Origin of the sequence: Citrobacter sp. wls829 (genome assembly GCF_005280825.1) — a bacterium.
GTDB lineage: Bacteria > Pseudomonadota > Gammaproteobacteria > Enterobacterales > Enterobacteriaceae > Citrobacter > Citrobacter gillenii.
The window spans coordinates 32930-52486 of the sequence record NZ_SZWP01000058.1 but is presented as its reverse complement, the minus strand read 5'-3'; the positions used below and the strand labels follow the sequence as shown (position 1 = coordinate 52486).

The window sequence follows — 19557 nt, the reverse complement described above, 5'->3', positions numbered from 1 at the left end:
GGCTTTTTTTATTTCTACGGCAATGCCCGCGCCGCGGCAATCACGCCCTGCCCCAGCGACAATCCTCCATCCCCAGCCGGTAAACGCTGCGGGAACAGTAACGTAAAGTCATGCAGATAAAACGCCAGACGGGCTGACAGCAAACGGTTATGCATCACGCCCCCGCTAAATACCAGCGTCGTAATACCGCGTAACTGTGCCTGTTGGCGCATTAGCGTGGCAAACCCACGCGCCAGCGCATCGTGGAAAGCCCAGGCGCGTTCAGGGGGAGTCGCCTGCCAGTTCAGCCACTGCTGCCAGAAAACCGCCAAATCCAACTGGTTGTTGTTAAGCGGTATGGTGACCGGGTGTTCAACGCCTGCACATTGTGACGCTAACGCCTCCAGCGCACAGGCGGCCTCGCCTTCATAGCTCAGGGATTGTGGTGCGCACTGCAGTGCGGCGGCAACGGCATCAAACAAGCGCCCACACGATGATGCCAACGGCGCGTTGATCCCACGCTCGATGGCACGAGCCAGTACGCTCCAGTTTTGCTGCTGCACAAACGCCGTTTCCGGATAACGCTGCCAGTCAGGCACAAAGCGCAGACACTGCGCCAGCAGATTGCGCCACGGCTGTTTTGCCGCCAGATCGCCCCCCACCAGCGCCACCGCGGGCAAGCCACCCAGGTATTCGCATTCGCGATAATTCACCCGCAGGCACTCGCCGCCCCACAGCGCTCCGTTTTCGCCCATGCCGATACCGTCCAGCGTCAGGGCAATGACATCGCCACCGTTCAACGGCCAGCCGTGCTCAGCCAGGCAGGCCGCAGCATGCGCATGATGGTGCAGCACCGTTTCAATTGGCAACGTCATCTCACGGGCCCACTGGCTGGAAACGTAGCCAGGATGCGCGTCGCAGACGATACGCTGCGGGGTAAAATCATAAATGTTCTGGATCAGATGCAGCGCATCGCGCCACTGATGCTGAATGCCGTCATCGCTCAGATCGCCCAGATGCTGACTAATCACCGCCTGTTCCCCCCGGATCAGACAGAACGTATTTTTCAGATCAGCGCCTAAGCACAGCAACGGCGGCACGTCGCGAAAACCTGGCGGCAGCGCCACGGCATCTGGCACGTAGCCTCGGGAGCGACGCAACATCTCCCCGCTTTCTCGCACCACGGAGTCATCCATGCGCTGCACAATCTCGCGGTTATGCAGCAAAAAGCCGTCGGCAATGTCGTGCAAATCGTCCAGCGCCGCGGCCTGCCGCTAAGGTTGCCGGAGGTCATCACCAGCGGCCCCTTCATCTCCTGCAACAGCAAATGCTGTAACGGGTTGGCAGGCAGCATTACGCCGACCTCGGTAAGTCCTGGCGCAATCCCTTCGCACAGTGAAACCACATACTGTTTATTGACCAACACGATGGGGGCAGCGGGCGTAGTCAGCAAACGCCGTGCCGCTTCTGGCAGTCCGTCATCCCCCGGCAGCATTACCGCCAGCGGTTTAGCCGGGCGATGTTTACGCCGACGGAGTAGCGCCACAGCAGCGTCGTTGCGCGCATCACAGACCAGATGAAATCCACCAATGCCTTTAACCGCCACAATGCTACCGGCTTTCAACCGCGTAACCGCCGCCTGTAGCGCCGGTTCTTTTTCCGCTCGCTCGTCTGCGCTTATCCACGCCAGATGCGGGCCACACGCCGGGCAGGCGACAGGCTGGGCATGAAAACGACGATCATACGGATCGTGATATTCAGCATCGCATTGTGGGCACAACGGGAATGAAGCCATGACGGTAAACGGACGGTCATACGGCATTGCGCGAATAATGGTGAAGCGCGGGCCGCAGTGGGTACAGTTGATAAAAGGGTAACGATAACGGCGTTCACCGGGGGTATTCATTTCAGCAAGACATTCAGGGCAAGTTGCGGCGTCCGGTACGATCTGCGTATTCATCGTTCCGCCAGCACTTTGGCGGATGGAGAAATCTGCGGGTCTTTGTTGCCAGACAAACGGCGCACTCTCGACGCTATCAATCCGCGCCAGCGGCGGGCAGTGCTGATGCAGTTCGGCAATAAATTGCGCTGCGTCTTCGAGCAAACGCACCACCACCCCGTCGCCGTCGTTACAGACGTCGCCATGCAGCTGTAGCCGCTGCGCCAGTTGCCAGACAAAGGGTCGGAACCCAACGCCCTGTACCTTACCGCGAATGCGCAGCTCTACACCGGAGTGGTTGCTTAGTGTCATGTTGAATTCCCGCGATCGTGTATCCCTGAAATATCCCTTTGCCGGATGGCGGCTTCGCCTTATCCGGCCTACGTGTTATTGCCCTGTAGGCCTGATAAGCGTAGCGCCATCAGGCAGGTATTTTACGCGGATTTTGGACAATCAGAACAGCAAAGATGCGGTGGAGTCCAGTGCCGCACGACGGCGTTTTTCCGCGCTCAGCTGCTCCAGTTTATTGCGATCGACATAAATCAGCGCATGCGTCGGGCAGACTTCCATACAGGCAGGACCGGCTTCGCGATGGTGGCACAGGTCGCATTTGTTGGCTTCGGCTTTTTCAGCACGCACGTTCAGACCCGCGCCGCTGTTACGAATAACCGGACGGACAACCACTTCCATTGCGCCATAAGGACAAGCGACTACGCAGGTTTTACAGCCAATGCAGCGTTCCTGCATCACGTGGACAAAGCCTTTATCGCGGCTAATTGCACCGTTCGGGCAGACGTTGGCACACGGCGCATCTTCACACTGACGGCACAGCGTCGCGGTAGAGACGTTAACGCCTTTGATCACGTGAATGCGCGGTAAAAAGGTTTCAGGGGTCAGCGATGCGCAGTCCTGGTTATCCTGATGGGATACCACGCAGGCCACTTCACAGGTACGGCAACCAATGCATTTATTGGCGTCTGCAATGATGAAACGGTTCATCAAATTCTCCAGCAATGACAGATTATCTGCCGAAACATTCATAAATCGTGCCAGAATTTAATACACTGTTATTAAAGGATTTTTATTTTACTCCGCTGCAAAACTGCCTGTCATCGTCACTAGTGACGATGACAAATGACAGCATCAGCGTGAAAGTGTCGGGGCAAGAGAGGCGCGAGGGATAAGCTCGCCGGTAAAGTTTTTCGCTGGCGTAAAGGCTCCGCCGTCCAACATAAAGATCAGGCGTCCTATGGTTTCCTGGACCATCTCCGTGACCGGGATTTTGACGCTGGCAAGCGCCGGAATGGTGTACGGCGCAAGGGCTATATCATCGAAACCAATCACCGACACCTGCGCGGGAACATTAATGCCCTGCTCGTCCAACTGCTTCATCGCGCCAATCGCCATATCATCATTGCTGGCCACCAGCGCGGTGAAATTCACCTTGCGTAAAAGTAAGGTTTTAACGCCTTCAGCGCCACAGGCTGGCGTCCATTTACCCTTCACAATCAAATCATTATTCAACGGAATGCCGTGCTGCGCCAGCGCGTCTTTGTAACCGGAAAGTCGCTCCACGCCGGTGGGCGAATCCATTGAGCCGCTGATAAAAGCAATCTCGGTATGCCCGGCGCGAATCAACTGCGTGACGGCATTAAAGCTGGTCTGTTTTTGATCGCACCAGACGCAGTGGCTGGTGTTTTTACGCAGGCGTCGGTTAAGCACCATAATGGGCTGGGCGTGTGCATCGATAATCTCATCGATGTCATCCACACTGAGAAAACGCGGATAGATCATGACAGCATCACAGCGCAGGTCGAGCAGATATTGAATCGCCTGACGCTCTTCCTCGGCACTATGTTTACCGTCGGCAAGCAGAAGCTGGCGTCCTTTATCCTCCGCCATACGCGCAGTGTGAAATAGCAACTCGCTAAAATAAACGCCGTGATACAGGGTGTTGGTCACTACCAGACCCAGCGTCTGCGTGCTCTTCGCCGCCAGGCTGCGCGCCAGCAAATTGGGACGATAGCCACTCTCTTCAATAGCCTGGAACACGCGGTCTTTGGTCTCCTGGCTGACGTAGCCGTTCCCCGAAAGCACCCGGGAAACCGTAGCTTTCGACACGCCAGCACGCTTCGCCACTTCCAACATCGTGGTCATCTTACTCATCCCTTTTCACGCAATGTGACGCAGTGTACTGCACCGTTTCACCGCTGTCCTTGCTGCTCAATCGCAGAACGCGTTATCTGGTGATCGTAGTCACAAATACAAAAAATGATCAAAATATAATCTTGTATAAATAGTATAAATTAAACATGATTTTGTGGAACCGGTTTCCTATCAATGTTTCATCATCACCAACATGAGACGAAAATAAACGGTAAGACATTACCTACCCTACTGATAAAACAGGATTAAATCCGATGTCTAAAAATTATGCAGCGCTGGCGCGCTCGGTTGTGACGGCTCTGGGCGGCGTCGAGAACATCACCGCAGTAACCCACTGCATGACCCGTTTACGTTTCGTTATCAAAGATGATTCGCAGGTCGACAGCGCCACGTTAAAAACGCTTAATGGCGTACTCGGCGTAGTGCGTAGCGACAATCAGTGCCAGGTGATCATTGGTAATACCGTGTCCCAGGCGTATCGCGAGGTCGTCAGCCTGCTGCCGGGCGATATGCAGCCCAGCGACCCCGCAGGCAAACCCAAACTGACGCTCAAGCGTATTGGGGCAGGGATCCTTGATGCGCTGATCGGCACTATGTCACCGCTGATCCCGGCGATTATCGGTGGATCGATGCTGAAACTGCTGGCAATGATCCTCGAAATGACCGGCGTGCTGCAAAAAGGCTCCTCGACGCTGACGATCCTGACAGTGATTGGCGACGGCGCATTCTTCTTCCTGCCGCTGATGGTCGCCGCCTCTGCCGCCATTAAATTCAAAACCAACATGTCGCTGGCTATTGCTATTGCGGGCGTGCTGGTGCATCCGAGCTTTATTGATCTGATGGCTAAGGCCGCACAGGGCGAGCACGTTGAGTTCGCGCTGATCCCGGTCACAGCGGTGAAATACACCTACACGGTGATCCCGGCGCTGGTCATGACCTGGTGCCTGTCGTACATCGAACGGTGGGTGGATCGCATCACGCCAGCCGTAACCAAAAACTTCCTGAAACCAATGCTGATCGTGCTGATCGCCGCCCCGCTCGCCATCGTCTTAATTGGCCCAATTGGCATCTGGATCGGCAGCGCGATCTCCGCGTTGGTGTACACCATTCACGGTTATCTGGGCTGGCTGTCGGTGGCCATTATGGGCGCACTGTGGCCGCTTCTGGTAATGACCGGCATGCACCGCGTCTTTACCCCCACCATTATTCAAACCATTGCCGAAACCGGTAAAGAAGGCATGGTTATGCCGTCTGAAATTGGCGCCAACCTGTCGCTGGGTGGATCTTCTTTAGCGGTCGCCTGGAAAACCAAAAACCCGGAACTGCGTCAGACAGCGTTAGCCGCGGCGGCCTCCGCCATTATGGCAGGGATTTCCGAGCCGGCGCTGTACGGCGTGGCGGTACGCCTGAAACGTCCGCTGATTGCCAGTCTTATCAGCGGCTTTATCTGCGGTGCCGTAGCCGGGATGGCCGGACTGGCAAGCCACTCGATGGCTGCACCAGGTCTGTTCACCAGCGTACAGTTTTTTGACCCGGCCAATCCGATGACCATTGTCTGGGTATTTGGCGTCATGGCGCTGGCGGTAGTGCTGTCGTTTGTCTTAACGCTGCTGCTCGGCTTTGAGGATATTCCCGTCGAAGATGCGGCCGCGCAGGCCAGAAAAAATCAGGCTGCGCAGCCGGGAAATATCAATGGCGCCAGCATCTGACGGATACTAACTGAGGTTTATTATGTCTGTTTTTCCGCAAGGATTTTTATGGGGCGGCGCACTGGCCGCCAACCAGTCTGAAGGGGCGTATCGGGAAGGCGGCAAAGGGCTGACTACCGTGGATATGATCCCCCACGGCGCACATCGAATGCCGGTTAAACTGGGTCAGGAAAAGCGCGTTCAACTGCGGGATGACGAGTTTTATCCCAGCCATGAAGCGATTGATTTTTATCATCGCTATAAAGACGATATCGCCCTGATGGCAGAAATGGGGTTCACGGTGTTTCGTACCTCAATTGCCTGGAGTCGGCTCTATCCGAACGGGGATGAACTGACGCCAAATCAGGAAGGCATTGATTTTTATCGCTCGGTGTTTGCCGAGTGCAAAAAGTACGGTATTGAGCCGTTGGTGACGTTGTGCCACTTTGATGTACCGATGCACCTGGTCACCGAGTATGGCTCCTGGCGTAACCGCAAAATGGTGGAGTTTTTCACCCGCTACGCCCGTACCTGCTTCGAGGCCTTTGATGGTCTGGTGAAATACTGGCTGACGTTCAATGAAATCAACATCCTGCTGCACAGCCCTTTTTCCGGCGCGGGACTGGTGTTTGAAGCGGGTGAAAATCAGGATCAGGTGAAATACCAGGCCGCGCACCACGAACTGATTGCCAGCGCACTGGCAACCAAAATCGCCCATGAAATCAATCCGCACAACCAGGTCGGGTGCATGCTGGCGGGCGGAAACTTTTACCCCTACTCGTGCAAACCTGAAGATGTGTGGACCGCGCTGGAAAAGGACCGTGAAAACCTGTTCTTTATTGATGTACAGGCGCGTGGTGCTTATCCCGCCTACTCAGCCCGCGTGTTTCGTGACAAGGGCGTAGTGATTGAGAAAGCCCCGGAAGATGACGACATCCTGAAAAATACCGTCGATTTTGTCTCCTTCAGCTATTACGCCTCGCGCTGCGCCTCGGCAGAAATGAACACCGGCAACACCAGCGCCGCCAACGTGGTGAAGTCGCTGCGCAATCCGTACATTGCAGCCAGCGAATGGGGCTGGGGCATTGACCCACTGGGTCTGCGCATCACCATAAACATGATGTATGACCGCTACCAGAAACCGCTGTTTCTGGTGGAGAACGGACTGGGGGCAAAAGATGAAATCGATGCCAACGGTGAGATCAACGACGACTATCGCATCCGCTATTTACGCGACCATATTCGCGCCATGGCAGACGCCATTGAAGACGGCGTGCCGCTGATGGGTTACACCACCTGGGGCTGTATCGATCTGGTTTCCGCCTCCACCGGCGAGATGAGCAAACGCTACGGTTTTGTCTATGTCGACCGCGATGACGCAGGCAATGGCACGCTGACGCGTACTCGCAAGAAATCATTCTGGTGGTACAAAAAAGTGATCGCCAGCAACGGGGCTGAGCTGGACTGATCGTCGGGCCGGATGGCGCTTGCTATCCGGCCCACATGATCACCCGCCACAAACATCCTCCCTTCCTTCCCGTTTCATTTTTTACATTCATTTTTCTGGATCGTCATTCCATTCTGCGGTTTGCTGTCGCGCATTATTACTGGCATTTTATTCAGTAGTTTTTACTTTTCACCGTTCGTAACAAGGAAACGTTCATGTCTACTGATAATGTTCAAACACCAATGATTATCGCCAAACCCGTTCGTCGTTTAAAAGTGGGTTACGTCAGAAGACGCTACGAAGATCGCCGTACCGGATTCACCCTGCGTATCAGTCGACACGCCTCATTAACGCTGAATGGCGACTGGCTGGAACAGGCGGGTTTTCCGACCGGCACAGAGGTGAATGTTTCGGTGATGCAGGGGAAATTAATTATTGAGCAGGCAACTGAATAACGGCTGGATATGTAAAGGCGGAACAGGCCGGATGCCGAGCGTGGCTGACATCCGGCGCTGGGAATGCTTACTCTTCTGGCGCTTCTAACTCAGCAAATCCGCCATGGCCTTCCCAACCGGCTAATCGCTGATACACGGTCTCGACCGCCTCTTTGATTGGCTGTGTCATCGGGTAATAAAAGCCGACAATATCCGGTTGAATGCCGAGGAAAATCACCTCGCCAACATCCTCTTTGAGCTGATCAACCAAATAGTTCAACGGCATATTATGGGTGGTCATCATGAACATCTCGGCAATATCATCGGGATCGATAATGCGGATCTCGCCGGGATTGAGTCCCATGTCAGTGGCATCAACAATCAGCAGACGTTCCGGGCGCAGTTCGCGGATCGCGACGATGTCATTTTCTGGCGCACTTCCGCCGTCGATGACCACCCAGTTACCTTTAGGCTCAGCGGCACACATTTCTGCCAGCAGCGGACCCGCACCGTCGTCACCCATCATGCTGTTGCCGACACACAATAAAACGTCAGTCACGGTGTCTCCTCACCATCAGATAGATGGCGCTTTCCTGGTGAATGTCATGCAGCATGCTGAGCACCAGCTTGCTCCATTCCTGCTGCTGCGGCGTTTGCGCGGCGAGCGCGTCATCAAACGCGCGCGCCAGCATCTGCACATGGTTAAAATCGATGACGATTTCACCGTACTTCGGTACGCCTTCCATCTTACGGCGAGCTTCGCTTCCTTCGGCAAGCGTGGCAATCCACGCCAGATAGTCATCCCACGGGCAGGTTAACGCCGCTTCCAGGCAGTCGATTATGCCTAAGTGGTGACCAATCGCCAGGCTGTAATAGACAACCTGCTGCGCCTCGGCGGGCGTTGCATCGTTCTCATCAATAAACTTACGGCTCAGTTGACTGAACACCACCGTTTCACTCATCGGATACGCGCCTCTTCTACAACATGATTAAGATGCGTGACGATCTCGGTCAGACGCGGATCGTTTTCCGCTTCCAGCCAGCGCGCCACCTGTTGCTCACCCTGCCCCAACTGATTCATATAGTCATCGGCAATCTGACGACCATAGCGATAACCCGCCAGACGACGTGCTTCGCGATCGACCTTCACACGCAGCGGCTGAACCATATCCGGGTGCAAAATTTCCGCAGGCTGTGCGTCCAGTTCGCCTGGTGCACGTGCGTGAATTTTCTGCTCCAGCAGGCCAAGCGCCATCGCGAAGCCGTACAGCGTGGCGGCAGGCGTCGGTGGGCAACCAGGAATATAAACATCCACGGGAACAATTTTGTCGGTGCCGCCCCATACGCAGTATAAGTCGTGGAAGATACCGCCGCTGTTGCCGCAGGCCCCATAGGAGATACAAATTTTCGGGTCCGGGGCAGACTGCCAGGCACGCAGTGCCGGAGAACGCATCGCGCGGGTTACCGCACCGGTGAACAGCAGAATATCCGCATGGCGCGGCGACGGAACCACTTTGATGCCAAAACGTTCGGCGTCAAACAGCGGGGACAAGGTGGCGAAGATTTCGATTTCGCAACCGTTGCAGCCACCGCAGTCGACGCGGTAAACGTACGCTGAACGCTTGATGCTTTTCAGCAATGACGCTTTCATGCTGGCAATGGATTCATCCACGGTCATCGGGACCGGAATTCCGTTGGCATCACGTGGGCCTAATAAATTGCTCATCAGCTGGCCTCTTTCATATGGCGAGTCAGTTCAATACGGTCAGACGGCACCAGGCATTTCTGGCGCTTACAATCCGGGCAGGTCTCAAAGCCTTCACGGTGATTTTCCGCACGGGAATCACCGTTGTGCTTCAGTAACGCAATGGCGTAATCAATCTCTTTTTGCACCGCAAAAGGACGGTTACAGACGCGGCAATTACACAGAGCAAAACGAGACTGCTGCAGGAAATCTTCTTTCTTCCATACCGCCAGCTCATACTCCTGCGACAGCTTGATCGCCGCCGTCGGGCAGACTTCTTCACAGCGGCCACAGAAAATACAGCGACCGAGGTTGAACTGCCACGCCAGCTCATTGGTGACCAGATCTGTTTCTACTGTCAGCGCGTTAGATGGGCACGCATTGATACAGGCCGCACAGCCAATACACTGCTGCGGATTATGTTCCGGCTTACCGCGGAAGTTTTTATCAACCGCAATCGGCTCCAGCGGATAGGACGACGTTGGTGCCCCGGTTTTGATGACTTTTTTGATAAAAGTAAACATGGCGATTCCTTATTTCAGCGGCGAGTTTTTACGCTCGATGCTGTAGCGCTCAAGTTCTTTGTACGGCACGACTTTGCTTTTCTTCTTACGTACATCGACCACGGTCATACGGTCAGTACAGGAGTAGCAAGGATCGAGGCTACCGATAATCAGCGGGGCATCGGAGACGGTGTTACCGCGCAGCATGTAACGCAGCGTCGGCCAGTTGGCGTAGGTGGCCGCACGGCAGCGCCAGCGATACAGCTTCTGGTTGTCGCCGGTCATGCTCCAGTGGATGTCATCGCCACGCGGTGCTTCGGCAAAGCCCAGCGCGAAGCGGTGCGGAATATAGGTAAAGCCTTCCACCGCCAGCGGGCCGCCCGGCAGGTTATCGAGGCCAAAGTCGATCATGTTCAGCGCGGTATAGACTTCGTTGATACGCACTTTCAGACGGGAAATAACGTCGCAGCCCTGCTCGCTGTGCACTTCCATCGGCAGTAAACCGTAACCGACGAACGGGTGGTCCGCGCGGGTATCACGCGCGTGGCCGCTGGCACGCACCATTGGGCCGACGTTACTGAAGTCACGAGCAATTTCCGGGTCCAGACGACCAATGCCGACGGTGCGCTGTTCCATGTTCGGCGTACTGAGCAGCATGTCGACCAGATCCTGTACATCACGACGCATCTGCTGCGCCAGCTGACGCGTCTGGATCATGTCCTCTTTCAGCAGGTCACGACGGATGCCGCCGATCAGGTTCATGCCGTAGGTTTTACGCGCCCCGGTGAGGATCTCCGCCATTTTCATCGACGTTTCACGCACACGGAAGAACTGCATAAAGCCGGAGTCAAAGCCGGTGAAGTGGCACGCCAGGCCAAGGTTCAGCAGGTGCGAGTGCAGACGTTCCACTTCCAGCAGAATGGCGCGGATCATCTGCGCGCGTTCCGGCACCACAATCCCCATCGCATTTTCCACGGAGGTGGTGTACGCGGTGCTGTGGGCAAAACCGCAAATACCGCATACGCGATCCGACAGGAACGTCACTTCGTTATAACCCATACGGGTTTCCGCCAGTTTCTCCATGCCGCGGTGGACATAGAACAGACGGTAGTCGGCGTCGATGATGTTTTCGCCATCAACAAACAGGCGGAAGTGACCCGGTTCATCGGAGGTGACGTGCAGTGGGCCAATCGGCACCACGTTATTTTTCTTGTCACCCAGTTCGTTGATGAACTCGTAGGTTTCGGCATCGGTAGTCGGCGCCGGGCGCTGACGGTAATCCATGCTGTCTTTACGCAGCGGATAGAGTTCGTCCGGCCAGTCATCCGGCAGTACCAGACGGCGTTCGTCCGGTAACCCTACCGGGATCAAGCCGTACATATCGCGCACTTCACGCTCGCCCCAAACGGCGGCCGGTACGCGCGGCGTCACGGACGGGAACTCCAGTTTATTGGCGTCAACTTCTACGCGAACGGTTATCCAGCACTTGGTGCCCTGTTCCATCGACATGACGTAGTAGACGGCGTAATGGCCACACAGCTGACGTTCGTCGTTACCAAACAGCACCGACAACCAGCCGCCCTGTTTGTAGTAGAGAAATTCAACTACTTCCGGCAGATAGTTGACCTTCACGGTGATGGTCAGCTGATCTTTGGTCTGCCAGCCTTCATCCAGCACCACGCCCGGGAAGGCCTGGTGCAGAGCGGCGAGATAGTGTTGACCTACTTTTTCTTCAGACATGTTCAAACTCTCTTAAATCACGCCACCAGCAAGGAGACGAAGGCTAAAAACGCAAACCCAAAACCGGCCCAGGTCACGCGTGAAGTGGCGCAAAAACGCAGACGCGCCATGCTGTTTTCAAACAGGGCGATGACCAGCACGCCGAGGACCAGCTTAACGACAGCAATCACCAGCGCCAGCAGCAGCCCGCCCGCAGTGAAGGTTTCCATCTGCCCCCACGGCAGGAACACGCCGACAAACATTTGCAAAACGACCAGTTGCTTGAGGCTGATACCCCACTTGAGCACCGCAAAACCGCTGCCGCTGTATTCGGTCAGCGGACCTTCCTGCAACTCCTGCTCGGCTTCCGCGAGGTCGAACGGCAGCTTGCCCATTTCGATAAAGGTGGCGAAGGCACAGGCGCACAGCGCCAGAATCAACGGGATGCTACGCGCGGCAGGCCAGTGATAAATGGTATCGGCAATGTTGCTGATGTGGGTCGAACCAGCAACCTGCGCCGCCACCCACAAGCCCAGCAGCAGAATCGGCTCCACCAGTACGCCGAGCATCGCTTCACGGCTGGCGCCGATAGCGGTGAACGGGCTACCGGTATCCAGACCGGCGATAGAAAAGAAGAAGCGGGCAATGGCAAACAGGTAAATCAGCGTGATCAAATCACCCAGTTGCGGTAGCGGCGAGCCCACGGTCACCACCGGCAGCGCGGTAGCGATAGTCAGCATAACGCCCACCATCACAAACGGCGTCAGGCGGAAGACCCAGCTGGAATCCGCTGGCGCAATGCTCTGACGGCCCAGCAGCTTGATAATGTCGCGATATTCCTGCAACACGCCCGGACCGCGGCGGTTATGCAAACGCGCACGCGCCACGCGGGTAATACCGGACAACAGCGGCGCCGCGGCAAACAGCACCAGCGCCTGAATTAACGGATATAAAACACTCATTCTCAGGCTCCTCGTGAAACCACAATCACCACCAGCACCGCCAGCTCAATCAGCGCCAGGCGACGGAACAACACCGGTGCCGCCGCGTTCTGCCAGCCCGGAACCCAGGATACCGGGTTCAGCCATTTACGCAGTTTGAGTACCGGAGCAAAGGCTTCTTTAACCGGCATGGCAAAGCCGTGCGCAGTGATCACCATTGACTGCTCGTGATCGTAACCACACACCCACGCGGAACCGCGTGAACGTGACGGCAGGCGGTTGCCTTTGAAAATAGCCATGATGATGAACGGCAGCAGCGGACACGCGATCAGCAGCAGCGTGATCATCGGCTGAGATACGGTAGTATTCGCCGTTTCCAGCGGTAGCGGAACAGCGGCAGAAATCAGCGGCAGCAACCACGGGGCAGCAACGCCGCCAATCACGCAGCAGATAGCCAACGCAACCACGCTCACGCTCATCAGGATTGGTGCGCAGCAGGCGTTTTCCGCTTCCTTCGTGCGCGGTGCGCCTAGGAACGTCACACCGTAGACTTTCGCCATACACATCACCGCCAGCGCACCGGTAATTGCCAAACCGACAGCCAGCAACGGTCCTAACAGACGACCGATGAACGCGCCGCTGTTACCCAGCTTGAAGAAGGATTGATAGATAACCCACTCACCGGCAAAGCCGTTCAGCGGCGGCAGCGCGGCCATCGCCATCAGGCCAACCAGCATCGCCAGAGAAATCACCGGCATACGTTTACCGATACCGCCCAGTTTCTCGATATCACGGTGACCGGTGCGGAACCAGATGCTGCCTGCGCCCAAAAACAGGACGCTTTTGAACAGGCTATGGTTGACCAGGTGATACAAACCGCCGGTCAGGCCAAGTGCGATCAGTGCCGGTTGGTTAAGGGAAATACCGGTCACGCCAGCACCCAGACCCAGCAGGATAATGCCGATGTTTTCCAGCGTGTGGTACGCCAGCAGACGCTGGATGTTGTGCTCCATCAGGGCATACAGGCCGCCGATAAACGCGGTGATCATCCCCAGCACCAGTAGCGTAACGCCCCACCACAGCGGTGCATTACCGCCCAGCAGCGACAGGGACAGAATACCCAGCAGACCCACCTTCATTACCACGGTAGAGAACAGCGCCGCCGCCGGTGCACTGGCGTTGGCGTGTGCCTGTGGCACCCAACCGTGCAGTGGGATAATCCCGGCCAGCAGACCAAAGCCCGCCACACCCAACAGCCAGATATCAGAGCCGAGCGGCAGCTGCTGAGTGCGCAGGTCGAGCAAGCGCAGTTCCAGCGTACCGTAGCGCTGCCACACCAGATAGCAGGCGATCGCCAACAGCAGCGTACCGACACGACCCAGCGCAAACCACAGCTTGCCTTCTTTGCTGCACCCGGTCAGGAACACCGCACACAGCGCCATGATTTCCGCCATCACCACCAACGTGCCGAGATTACTGGCAACCACCGCGCACACCGCCGCCGCCATCAGCAGATTAACCAGCAGTCCGTTGGCTTTTACCTGCGGGTGACGGTGCCAGTCGATGTTGTACAGGCTGACGAACAGGCCGCACAGACCCAGCGTAATCAGCCAGATAGCGTTTAGCGGCGACATTTGCAGGCTATGACCGATAAACGGCATCACGCCGCTAACCGCAACGGCGCGGGTCAGTACGAGGAACCCCGCAGCCGCCGTACAGAGGCTACCCACAGCACCGCCGACACCGGCGATCCAGCCGCTTAACGGCTTATGAAACGAAAACAGAAATGCCAGAACCGCCGCCGCCGTAAACCAGGCCACGCCGCTGTTAATCAGTGAAATTGCGCTCATTTTGCATCCCCACTCTGAGCCTGCTGAAACAAGGTGAGATCGCCGAAGTCGGTATTGAACGTCAGCTCACGCTTACGTTTGCTGGCGCGGGCGATGTCCATATTGCTCACCAGATGCAGGGCTTGCGTTGGGCACATGCGCACGCAGGCCGGACCTTGTTCATCAAAGCTACACAAGTCGCATTTCACCGCAATGGCGCGAATACCCGGCACCCAGTCCAGCAGCGTGCTGACGCGAGCTGGTGCTGGCGGAGCAGGAGGCGCTTTTGACGTGTTGGCGTTCGCCGGGATATGCAGCGGACGGCTGCCTGAAAACTCAATGGCCCCAAACGGACAGGCGATCCCGCACAGTTTGCAGCTCACGCACAGGCTTTCATTCAGCTGTACGGCACCATCGACACGGTTAATCGCATTGACCGGACAAACGGTGGCACAAGGCGCATCTTCACACTGGTGGCAAAGCTGCGGCGCAGATTCTTTTTCATTTAGCATCACTTTCAGGCGCGGCATTGACTGCAGGCCATGCTGGCGATGTGTCTCTGAGCAGGCGGCTTCACAGGTGTGGCAGCCGATACAAAGAGTGGAGTCAGCAATTACAAAACGATTCACCAGGCATTCCTCAGGTGATAGTCATTTTTGACGAAAACATGTCTATCAAATGTCATTTTCGACACTTATCGACATGCCCATTCCCTAAACTGTCGTGACGCAGCATACGCACCGCATCATGACTTACGTGGACACACCCGAGGCTTAAACCGGGCTATGACCCTCTACCAGTTGGCTTAAATTCACTGGCATATTGTTTTCAACCGCGGTGTACAGGCTGTCGTAGACGCTGGCGATTTTTTCGAGATAGTGCTCCAGCACCTGTTCCCGATCGCGGTTGCTGATACGGTCATCGACCTTGCCGTCGAGAGACAGTTGTGCCTGTGCAATCAACTGCTTATCTTCGCCATCTTTCGTTTCAACGTAGTACTCGATGGTATGGCTGTTAAAGCCGTCCGCCAGCGTGACGTAGATAACGAAGTGCTCAAACAAGACAAAGCACAGGTCCTTGTCCGGCGCGCAGCTCATCGCATGATGTAAACGCGCTTTCGACAGGGTGATCCCCTGTACCAGCGAGTTGCAATAAATACGCCACTGGTCCTGTAGGCGACGATGCCGTTCAGCGATGTAATCGGCTTTTTCGCTTATTTCCCAAATAGTCATGTCAGGTTACCCGTTTAGCAGAGACATTCAGCGTTAAGCACGTTTCATGCCAATATTTAATTGATTATATTTCATATAGATAGGTAATTTACTGGTCGTGACGACATGTCATTTCGTCATCGTCGTCATTGTCACGGGTGAAAAAATTCAGTTTGGCATGTTTTTTGCTTTTATCCCGATAACAACATGGGAGGCGATATGCACGAAATAACCCTCTGCCAACGGGCACTGGAATTGATTGAACAACAGGCTACGCAACACGGTGCAAAACGGGTTACTGCGGTCTGGCTCAAAATTGGCGCATTTTCTTGCGTAGAAACCAGCGCTCTCGCCTTTTGTTTTGATCTGGTATGCCGTGGCACCCTTGCAGAAGGTTGTAAACTCCACCTCGAAGAACAAGAAGCCGAATGTTGGTGTGAAACATGCCAGCAGTACGTCACCTTACTGACCCAGCGCGTGCGCCGTTGTCCGCAATGTCACAGCGACATGCTAAGAATCGTGGCCGATGACGGCCTGCAGATTCGACGAATTGAAATAGGCGATGCTGAAGATTAAAGCTGGTGACAAAGTAGGCCGGATAAGACGTTAGCGTCGCCATCCGGCAAAAAGCGAGTAACAAGCAATAGATCAGGAGTGAGCGATGTGTACGACATGTGGTTGCGCTGAAGGCAACCTTTATATAGAGGGTGATGAACATAACCCCCACTCGGCGTTTCGCAGCGCGCCATTTGCCCCGGCCGCTCGTCCGGCGCTGAATATTACCGGAGTGAAGACCGCCAGTTTCACCCCGAGCCAAACTGAAGAAGGCGATTTACACTACGGTCATGGTGAAGCCGGCACCCACGCGCCAGGCATGAGCCAGCGCCGTATGCTGGAAGTGGAAATTGACGTGCTGGACAAGAACAACCGTCTGGCCGAGCGTAACCGCGCCCGCTTCGCCGCCCGTCAGCATCTGGTGCTGAATCTGGTCTCTAGCCCCGGTTCCGGTAAAACAACGCTGTTAACCGAAACATTGATGAAGCTGAAAGACAGCGTGCCGTGTGCGGTGATCGAAGGCGACCAGCAGACGGTTAACGATGCCGCGCGTATTCGCGCCACCGGTACGCCCGCCATCCAGGTGAACACCGGTAAAGGCTGCCATCTTGATGCACAAATGATTGCCGATGCCGCGCCGCGACTGCCGCTGGCAGACAACGGTATTCTGTTCATTGAAAACGTCGGTAACCTGGTATGCCCGGCGAGCTTCGACCTCGGCGAACGTCATAAAGTGGCGGTGCTTTCCGTTACCGAAGGCGAAGACAAACCGTTGAAATACCCGCATATGTTTGCCGCCGCCTCGCTGATGCTACTCAACAAAGTCGACCTGCTGCCGTACCTCAATTTTGATGTTGAACAATGCATCGCCAGCGCCCGGGAAGTGAACCCGGAAATTGAGATCATCCTGATTTCCGCCACCAGCGGTGAAGGCATGGATCAATGGCTCTCCTGGCTGGAGACGCAGCGATGTGCATAGGTGTTCCGGGTCAGATCCGCACCATTGAGGGAAACCAGGCCAAGGTCGATGTTTGCGGTATTCAGCGCGACGTCGACCTGACGCTGGTCGGTAGTTGTGATGAGCACGGTCAACCACGTCTGGGGCAATGGGTCCTGGTGCACGTTGGTTTTGCCATGAGCATCATTAATGAGGCTGAAGCGCGCGACACGCTCGAGGCGCTGCAAAACATGTTTGACGTTGAGCCGGATGTCGGCGCGTTGCTGTACGGCGAGGAAAAATAAATGCGTTTCGTTGACGAATATCGCGCACCAGAACAGGTGATGCAGTTGATTGACCACCTGTGTGAACGTGCTGCTCACCTCCCCTACACCGCTGAACGTCCGCTGCGCATTATGGAAGTGTGCGGTGGCCATACCCACGCTATTTTCAAATTCGGTCTTGACCAACTGCTGCCTGAAAACGTGGAGTTTATTCACGGCCCCGGCTGCCCGGTTTGCGTGCTGCCGATGGGCAGAATTGACAGCTGCGTAGAAATTGCCAGCCACCCGGAAGTGATTTTCTGCACCTTTGGCGACGCGATGCGCGTCCCGGGAAAACAGGGGTCGCTGCTGCAGGCCAAAGCGCGTGGCGCAGATATCCGTATCGTCTATTCGCCGATGGATGCCCTGAAGATGGCGCAGGAAAACCCGACCCGCAAAGTCGTGTTCTTTGGTCTGGGTTTTGAAACCACCATGCCGACGACCGCCATCACGCTCCAGCAGGCAAGACAGCGTGACGTGCAAAACTTCTACTTTTTCTGTCAGCACATTACGCTGATCCCAACACTGCGCAGCCTGCTGGAACAGCCAGATAACGGTATTGACGCCTTTTTAGCACCGGGTCACGTCAGCATGGTCATTGGCACCGATGCCTATAATTTCATCGCCTCCGATTTCCATCGCCCGCTGGTGGTCGCCGGTTTCGAACCGCTCGATCTGCTGCAAGGCGTGGTAATGCTGATTGAGCAGAAAATTGCCGACCACAGCCAGGTTGAAAACCAGTACCGTCGCGTGGTGCCGGATGCCGGTAACGCCCTGGCGCAGCAGGCTATCGCCGAGGTGTTCTGCGTCGATGGCGACAGCGAATGGCGCGGTCTGGGCGTTATCGAATCCTCCGGCGTTCATCTGACGCCTGACTACCAACGTTTTGATGCCGAAGCACATTTCAAACCGGCGCCACAGCAGGTGTATGACGACCCGCGCGCGCGCTGCGGCGAGGTGCTGACCGGCAGATGTAAACCGCATCAGTGCCCGTTATTTGGTAAAACCTGTAATCCGGAGACCGCATTTGGCGCCCTGATGGTCTCCTCCGAAGGCGCGTGTGCCGCCTGGTATCAGTATCGTCAGCAGGAGTGTGAAGCATGAACAGCGTACAACTCGCCCACGGTAGCGGCGGTCAGGCTATGCAACAATTGATCAATAGCCTGTTTATGGAAGCATTTGCCAATCCGTGGCTGGCGGAACAAGAAGATCAGGCGCGTCTGGATCTGGCGCAACTGATGGCTGAAGGCGACCGTCTGGCATTTTCGACCGACAGCTACGTGATTGATCCGCTGTTCTTCCCTGGCGGCAATATCGGCAAGCTGGCTGTCTGCGGTACGGCTAACGACGTCGCCGTCAGTGGTGCGATCCCTCGCTACCTCTCCTGCGGGTTTATCCTCGAAGAAGGCCTGCCGATGGACACGCTGAAAACCGTGGTCAACAGCATGGCGGCCACCGCGCGCGAAGCGGGCATTGCCATCGTCACCGGCGACACCAAGGTGGTGCAGCGCGGCGCGGCGGACAAACTGTTTATCAACACCGCCGGAATGGGCGCGATCCCCGCTAATATCCACTGGGGTGCACAAACCCTGAGCCCAGGCGATGTGCTGCTGGTCAGCGGAACGCTCGGCGACCACGGCGCAACCATCCTTAACCTGCGCGAGCAGTTGGGGCTGGACGGTGAACTGGTCAGCGACTGCGCGGTGTTAACGCCGCTGATTCAGACGCTGCGTGACATCCCCGGCGTGAAAGCGCTGCGCGACGCCACTCGCGGCGGCGTGAATGCAGTCACCCACGAGTTTGCGGCGGCCTGCGGCTTCGGCATTGAATTGTCCGAATCATCCCTGCCGGTGAAGCCAGCGGTACGTGGCGTCTGCGAACTGCTCGGTCTGGATGCGCTCAACTTTGCCAACGAAGGCAAACTGGTTATCGCCGTGGAACGCCAGGCCGCAGAAAGCGTGCTTGCCGCGCTACACGCGCATCCGTTGGGCCGCGATGCAGCGCTGATTGGTGAAGTGGTGGAACGTAAAGGCGTTCGTCTGGCCGGACTGTACGGCGTGAAGCGAACTCTTGATTTACCACACGCCGAACCACTCCCACGCATATGCTGATATATTGCCCGGTGGCGCTTCGCTTACCGGG

The 19557-nt window shown here is 56.1% G+C and carries 19 protein-coding genes and 1 pseudogene; 8 read left to right on the top strand and 12 right to left on the bottom strand.

Annotated elements, in window-relative coordinates; translation table 11 throughout:
* Nucleotides 1–14 precede the first annotated feature (14 nt).
* From hypF to FDW88_RS11930, 3 genes and pseudogenes are all read right to left on the bottom strand, one after another.
* A pseudogene (gene hypF, locus FDW88_RS11940) lies at nt 15–2230 on the bottom strand (carbamoyltransferase HypF).
* A 141-nt stretch (nt 2231–2371) separates the two neighbouring features.
* Entirely contained in the window at nt 2372–2917 is a 546-nt protein-coding gene (gene hydN, locus FDW88_RS11935; protein WP_096759340.1) for an electron transport protein HydN, read from the bottom strand.
* Nucleotides 2918–3061: 144 nt separating this feature from the next.
* Complete coding sequence (locus FDW88_RS11930) at nt 3062–4075, bottom strand: LacI family DNA-binding transcriptional regulator (protein WP_115257631.1); 1014 nt, start codon at nt 4073–4075, stop codon at nt 3062–3064.
* Nucleotides 4076–4338: 263 nt separating this feature from the next.
* Between FDW88_RS11930 and ascF the strand changes: the two genes are divergently transcribed.
* The 3 genes from ascF to FDW88_RS11915 all read left to right on the top strand — a co-directional run bounded on the left by ascF (nt 4339) and on the right by FDW88_RS11915 (nt 7674).
* Nucleotides 4339–5793: a PTS cellobiose/arbutin/salicin transporter subunit IIBC gene (gene ascF, locus FDW88_RS11925; RefSeq protein ID WP_117343183.1), complete on the top strand. Its 1455-nt coding sequence runs from the start codon at nt 4339–4341 to the stop codon at nt 5791–5793.
* A 22-nt stretch (nt 5794–5815) separates the two neighbouring features.
* On the top strand, nt 5816–7240 hold the full coding sequence (locus FDW88_RS11920; RefSeq protein ID WP_135911523.1) for a 6-phospho-beta-glucosidase: 1425 nt from the start codon (nt 5816–5818) through the stop codon (nt 7238–7240).
* A 194-nt stretch (nt 7241–7434) separates the two neighbouring features.
* Nucleotides 7435–7674, top strand: coding sequence for a SymE family type I addiction module toxin (locus tag FDW88_RS11915; RefSeq protein WP_115257628.1), 240 nt, complete (start codon nt 7435–7437; stop codon nt 7672–7674).
* Nucleotides 7675–7741: 67 nt separating this feature from the next.
* Here FDW88_RS11915 and hycI read toward each other — a convergent pair whose 3' ends face one another.
* The 9 genes from hycI to hycA all read right to left on the bottom strand — a co-directional run bounded on the left by hycI (nt 7742) and on the right by hycA (nt 15621).
* The gene (hycI, locus tag FDW88_RS11910; protein WP_117343181.1) at nt 7742–8212 is read right to left on the bottom strand and encodes a hydrogenase maturation peptidase HycI; all 471 of its coding nucleotides are present in this window, start codon (nt 8210–8212) and stop codon (nt 7742–7744) included.
* Nucleotides 8205–8615: a formate hydrogenlyase maturation HycH family protein gene (locus tag FDW88_RS11905; protein ID WP_115257626.1), complete on the bottom strand. Its 411-nt coding sequence runs from the start codon at nt 8613–8615 to the stop codon at nt 8205–8207. The genes hycI and FDW88_RS11905 overlap by 8 nt, the downstream gene beginning before the upstream one ends.
* Nucleotides 8612–9379, bottom strand: coding sequence for a formate hydrogenlyase subunit HycG (gene hycG / locus FDW88_RS11900; RefSeq protein WP_115257625.1), 768 nt, complete (start codon nt 9377–9379; stop codon nt 8612–8614). Before hycG ends, FDW88_RS11905 begins: the two co-directional genes overlap by 4 nt.
* The gene (hycF, locus tag FDW88_RS11895) at nt 9379–9921 is read right to left on the bottom strand and encodes a formate hydrogenlyase subunit HycF (protein WP_115257624.1); all 543 of its coding nucleotides are present in this window, start codon (nt 9919–9921) and stop codon (nt 9379–9381) included. Before hycF ends, hycG begins: the two co-directional genes overlap by 1 nt.
* A 9-nt stretch (nt 9922–9930) precedes the next feature.
* Nucleotides 9931–11640: a formate hydrogenlyase subunit HycE gene (gene hycE, locus FDW88_RS11890; RefSeq protein WP_096755965.1), complete on the bottom strand. Its 1710-nt coding sequence runs from the start codon at nt 11638–11640 to the stop codon at nt 9931–9933.
* Between the two features lie 17 nt (nt 11641–11657).
* Nucleotides 11658–12581: a respiratory chain complex I subunit 1 family protein gene (locus FDW88_RS11885; protein WP_096755964.1), complete on the bottom strand. Its 924-nt coding sequence runs from the start codon at nt 12579–12581 to the stop codon at nt 11658–11660.
* 2 nt (nt 12582–12583) lie between these two features.
* The gene (hycC, locus tag FDW88_RS11880; RefSeq protein WP_137362611.1) at nt 12584–14410 is read right to left on the bottom strand and encodes a formate hydrogenlyase subunit 3; all 1827 of its coding nucleotides are present in this window, start codon (nt 14408–14410) and stop codon (nt 12584–12586) included.
* On the bottom strand, nt 14407–15018 hold the full coding sequence (gene hycB / locus FDW88_RS11875) for a formate hydrogenlyase subunit HycB (protein ID WP_096755962.1): 612 nt from the start codon (nt 15016–15018) through the stop codon (nt 14407–14409). Before hycB ends, hycC begins: the two co-directional genes overlap by 4 nt.
* A 144-nt stretch (nt 15019–15162) precedes the next feature.
* Entirely contained in the window at nt 15163–15621 is a 459-nt protein-coding gene (gene hycA, locus FDW88_RS11870) for a formate hydrogenlyase regulator HycA (protein WP_096755961.1), read from the bottom strand.
* Nucleotides 15622–15819: 198 nt separating this feature from the next.
* Between hycA and hypA the strand changes: the two genes are divergently transcribed.
* The 5 genes from hypA (at nt 15820) to hypE (ending at nt 19526) form a co-directional block, all read left to right on the top strand.
* Complete coding sequence (gene hypA / locus FDW88_RS11865; protein WP_096755960.1) at nt 15820–16176, top strand: hydrogenase maturation nickel metallochaperone HypA; 357 nt, start codon at nt 15820–15822, stop codon at nt 16174–16176.
* 85 nt (nt 16177–16261) lie between these two features.
* Complete coding sequence (gene hypB, locus FDW88_RS11860; protein ID WP_096755959.1) at nt 16262–17134, top strand: hydrogenase nickel incorporation protein HypB; 873 nt, start codon at nt 16262–16264, stop codon at nt 17132–17134.
* On the top strand, nt 17125–17397 hold the full coding sequence (hypC, locus tag FDW88_RS11855; protein ID WP_096755958.1) for a hydrogenase 3 maturation protein HypC: 273 nt from the start codon (nt 17125–17127) through the stop codon (nt 17395–17397). The genes hypB and hypC overlap by 10 nt, the downstream gene beginning before the upstream one ends.
* Complete coding sequence (gene hypD, locus FDW88_RS11850) at nt 17398–18519, top strand: hydrogenase formation protein HypD (protein WP_096755957.1); 1122 nt, start codon at nt 17398–17400, stop codon at nt 18517–18519. It begins immediately after the preceding gene.
* Nucleotides 18516–19526, top strand: a complete 1011-nt coding sequence (hypE, locus tag FDW88_RS11845) for a hydrogenase maturation carbamoyl dehydratase HypE (RefSeq protein ID WP_137362610.1) — start codon at nt 18516–18518, stop codon at nt 19524–19526. The genes hypD and hypE overlap by 4 nt, the downstream gene beginning before the upstream one ends.
* Nucleotides 19527–19557 lie beyond the last annotated feature (31 nt).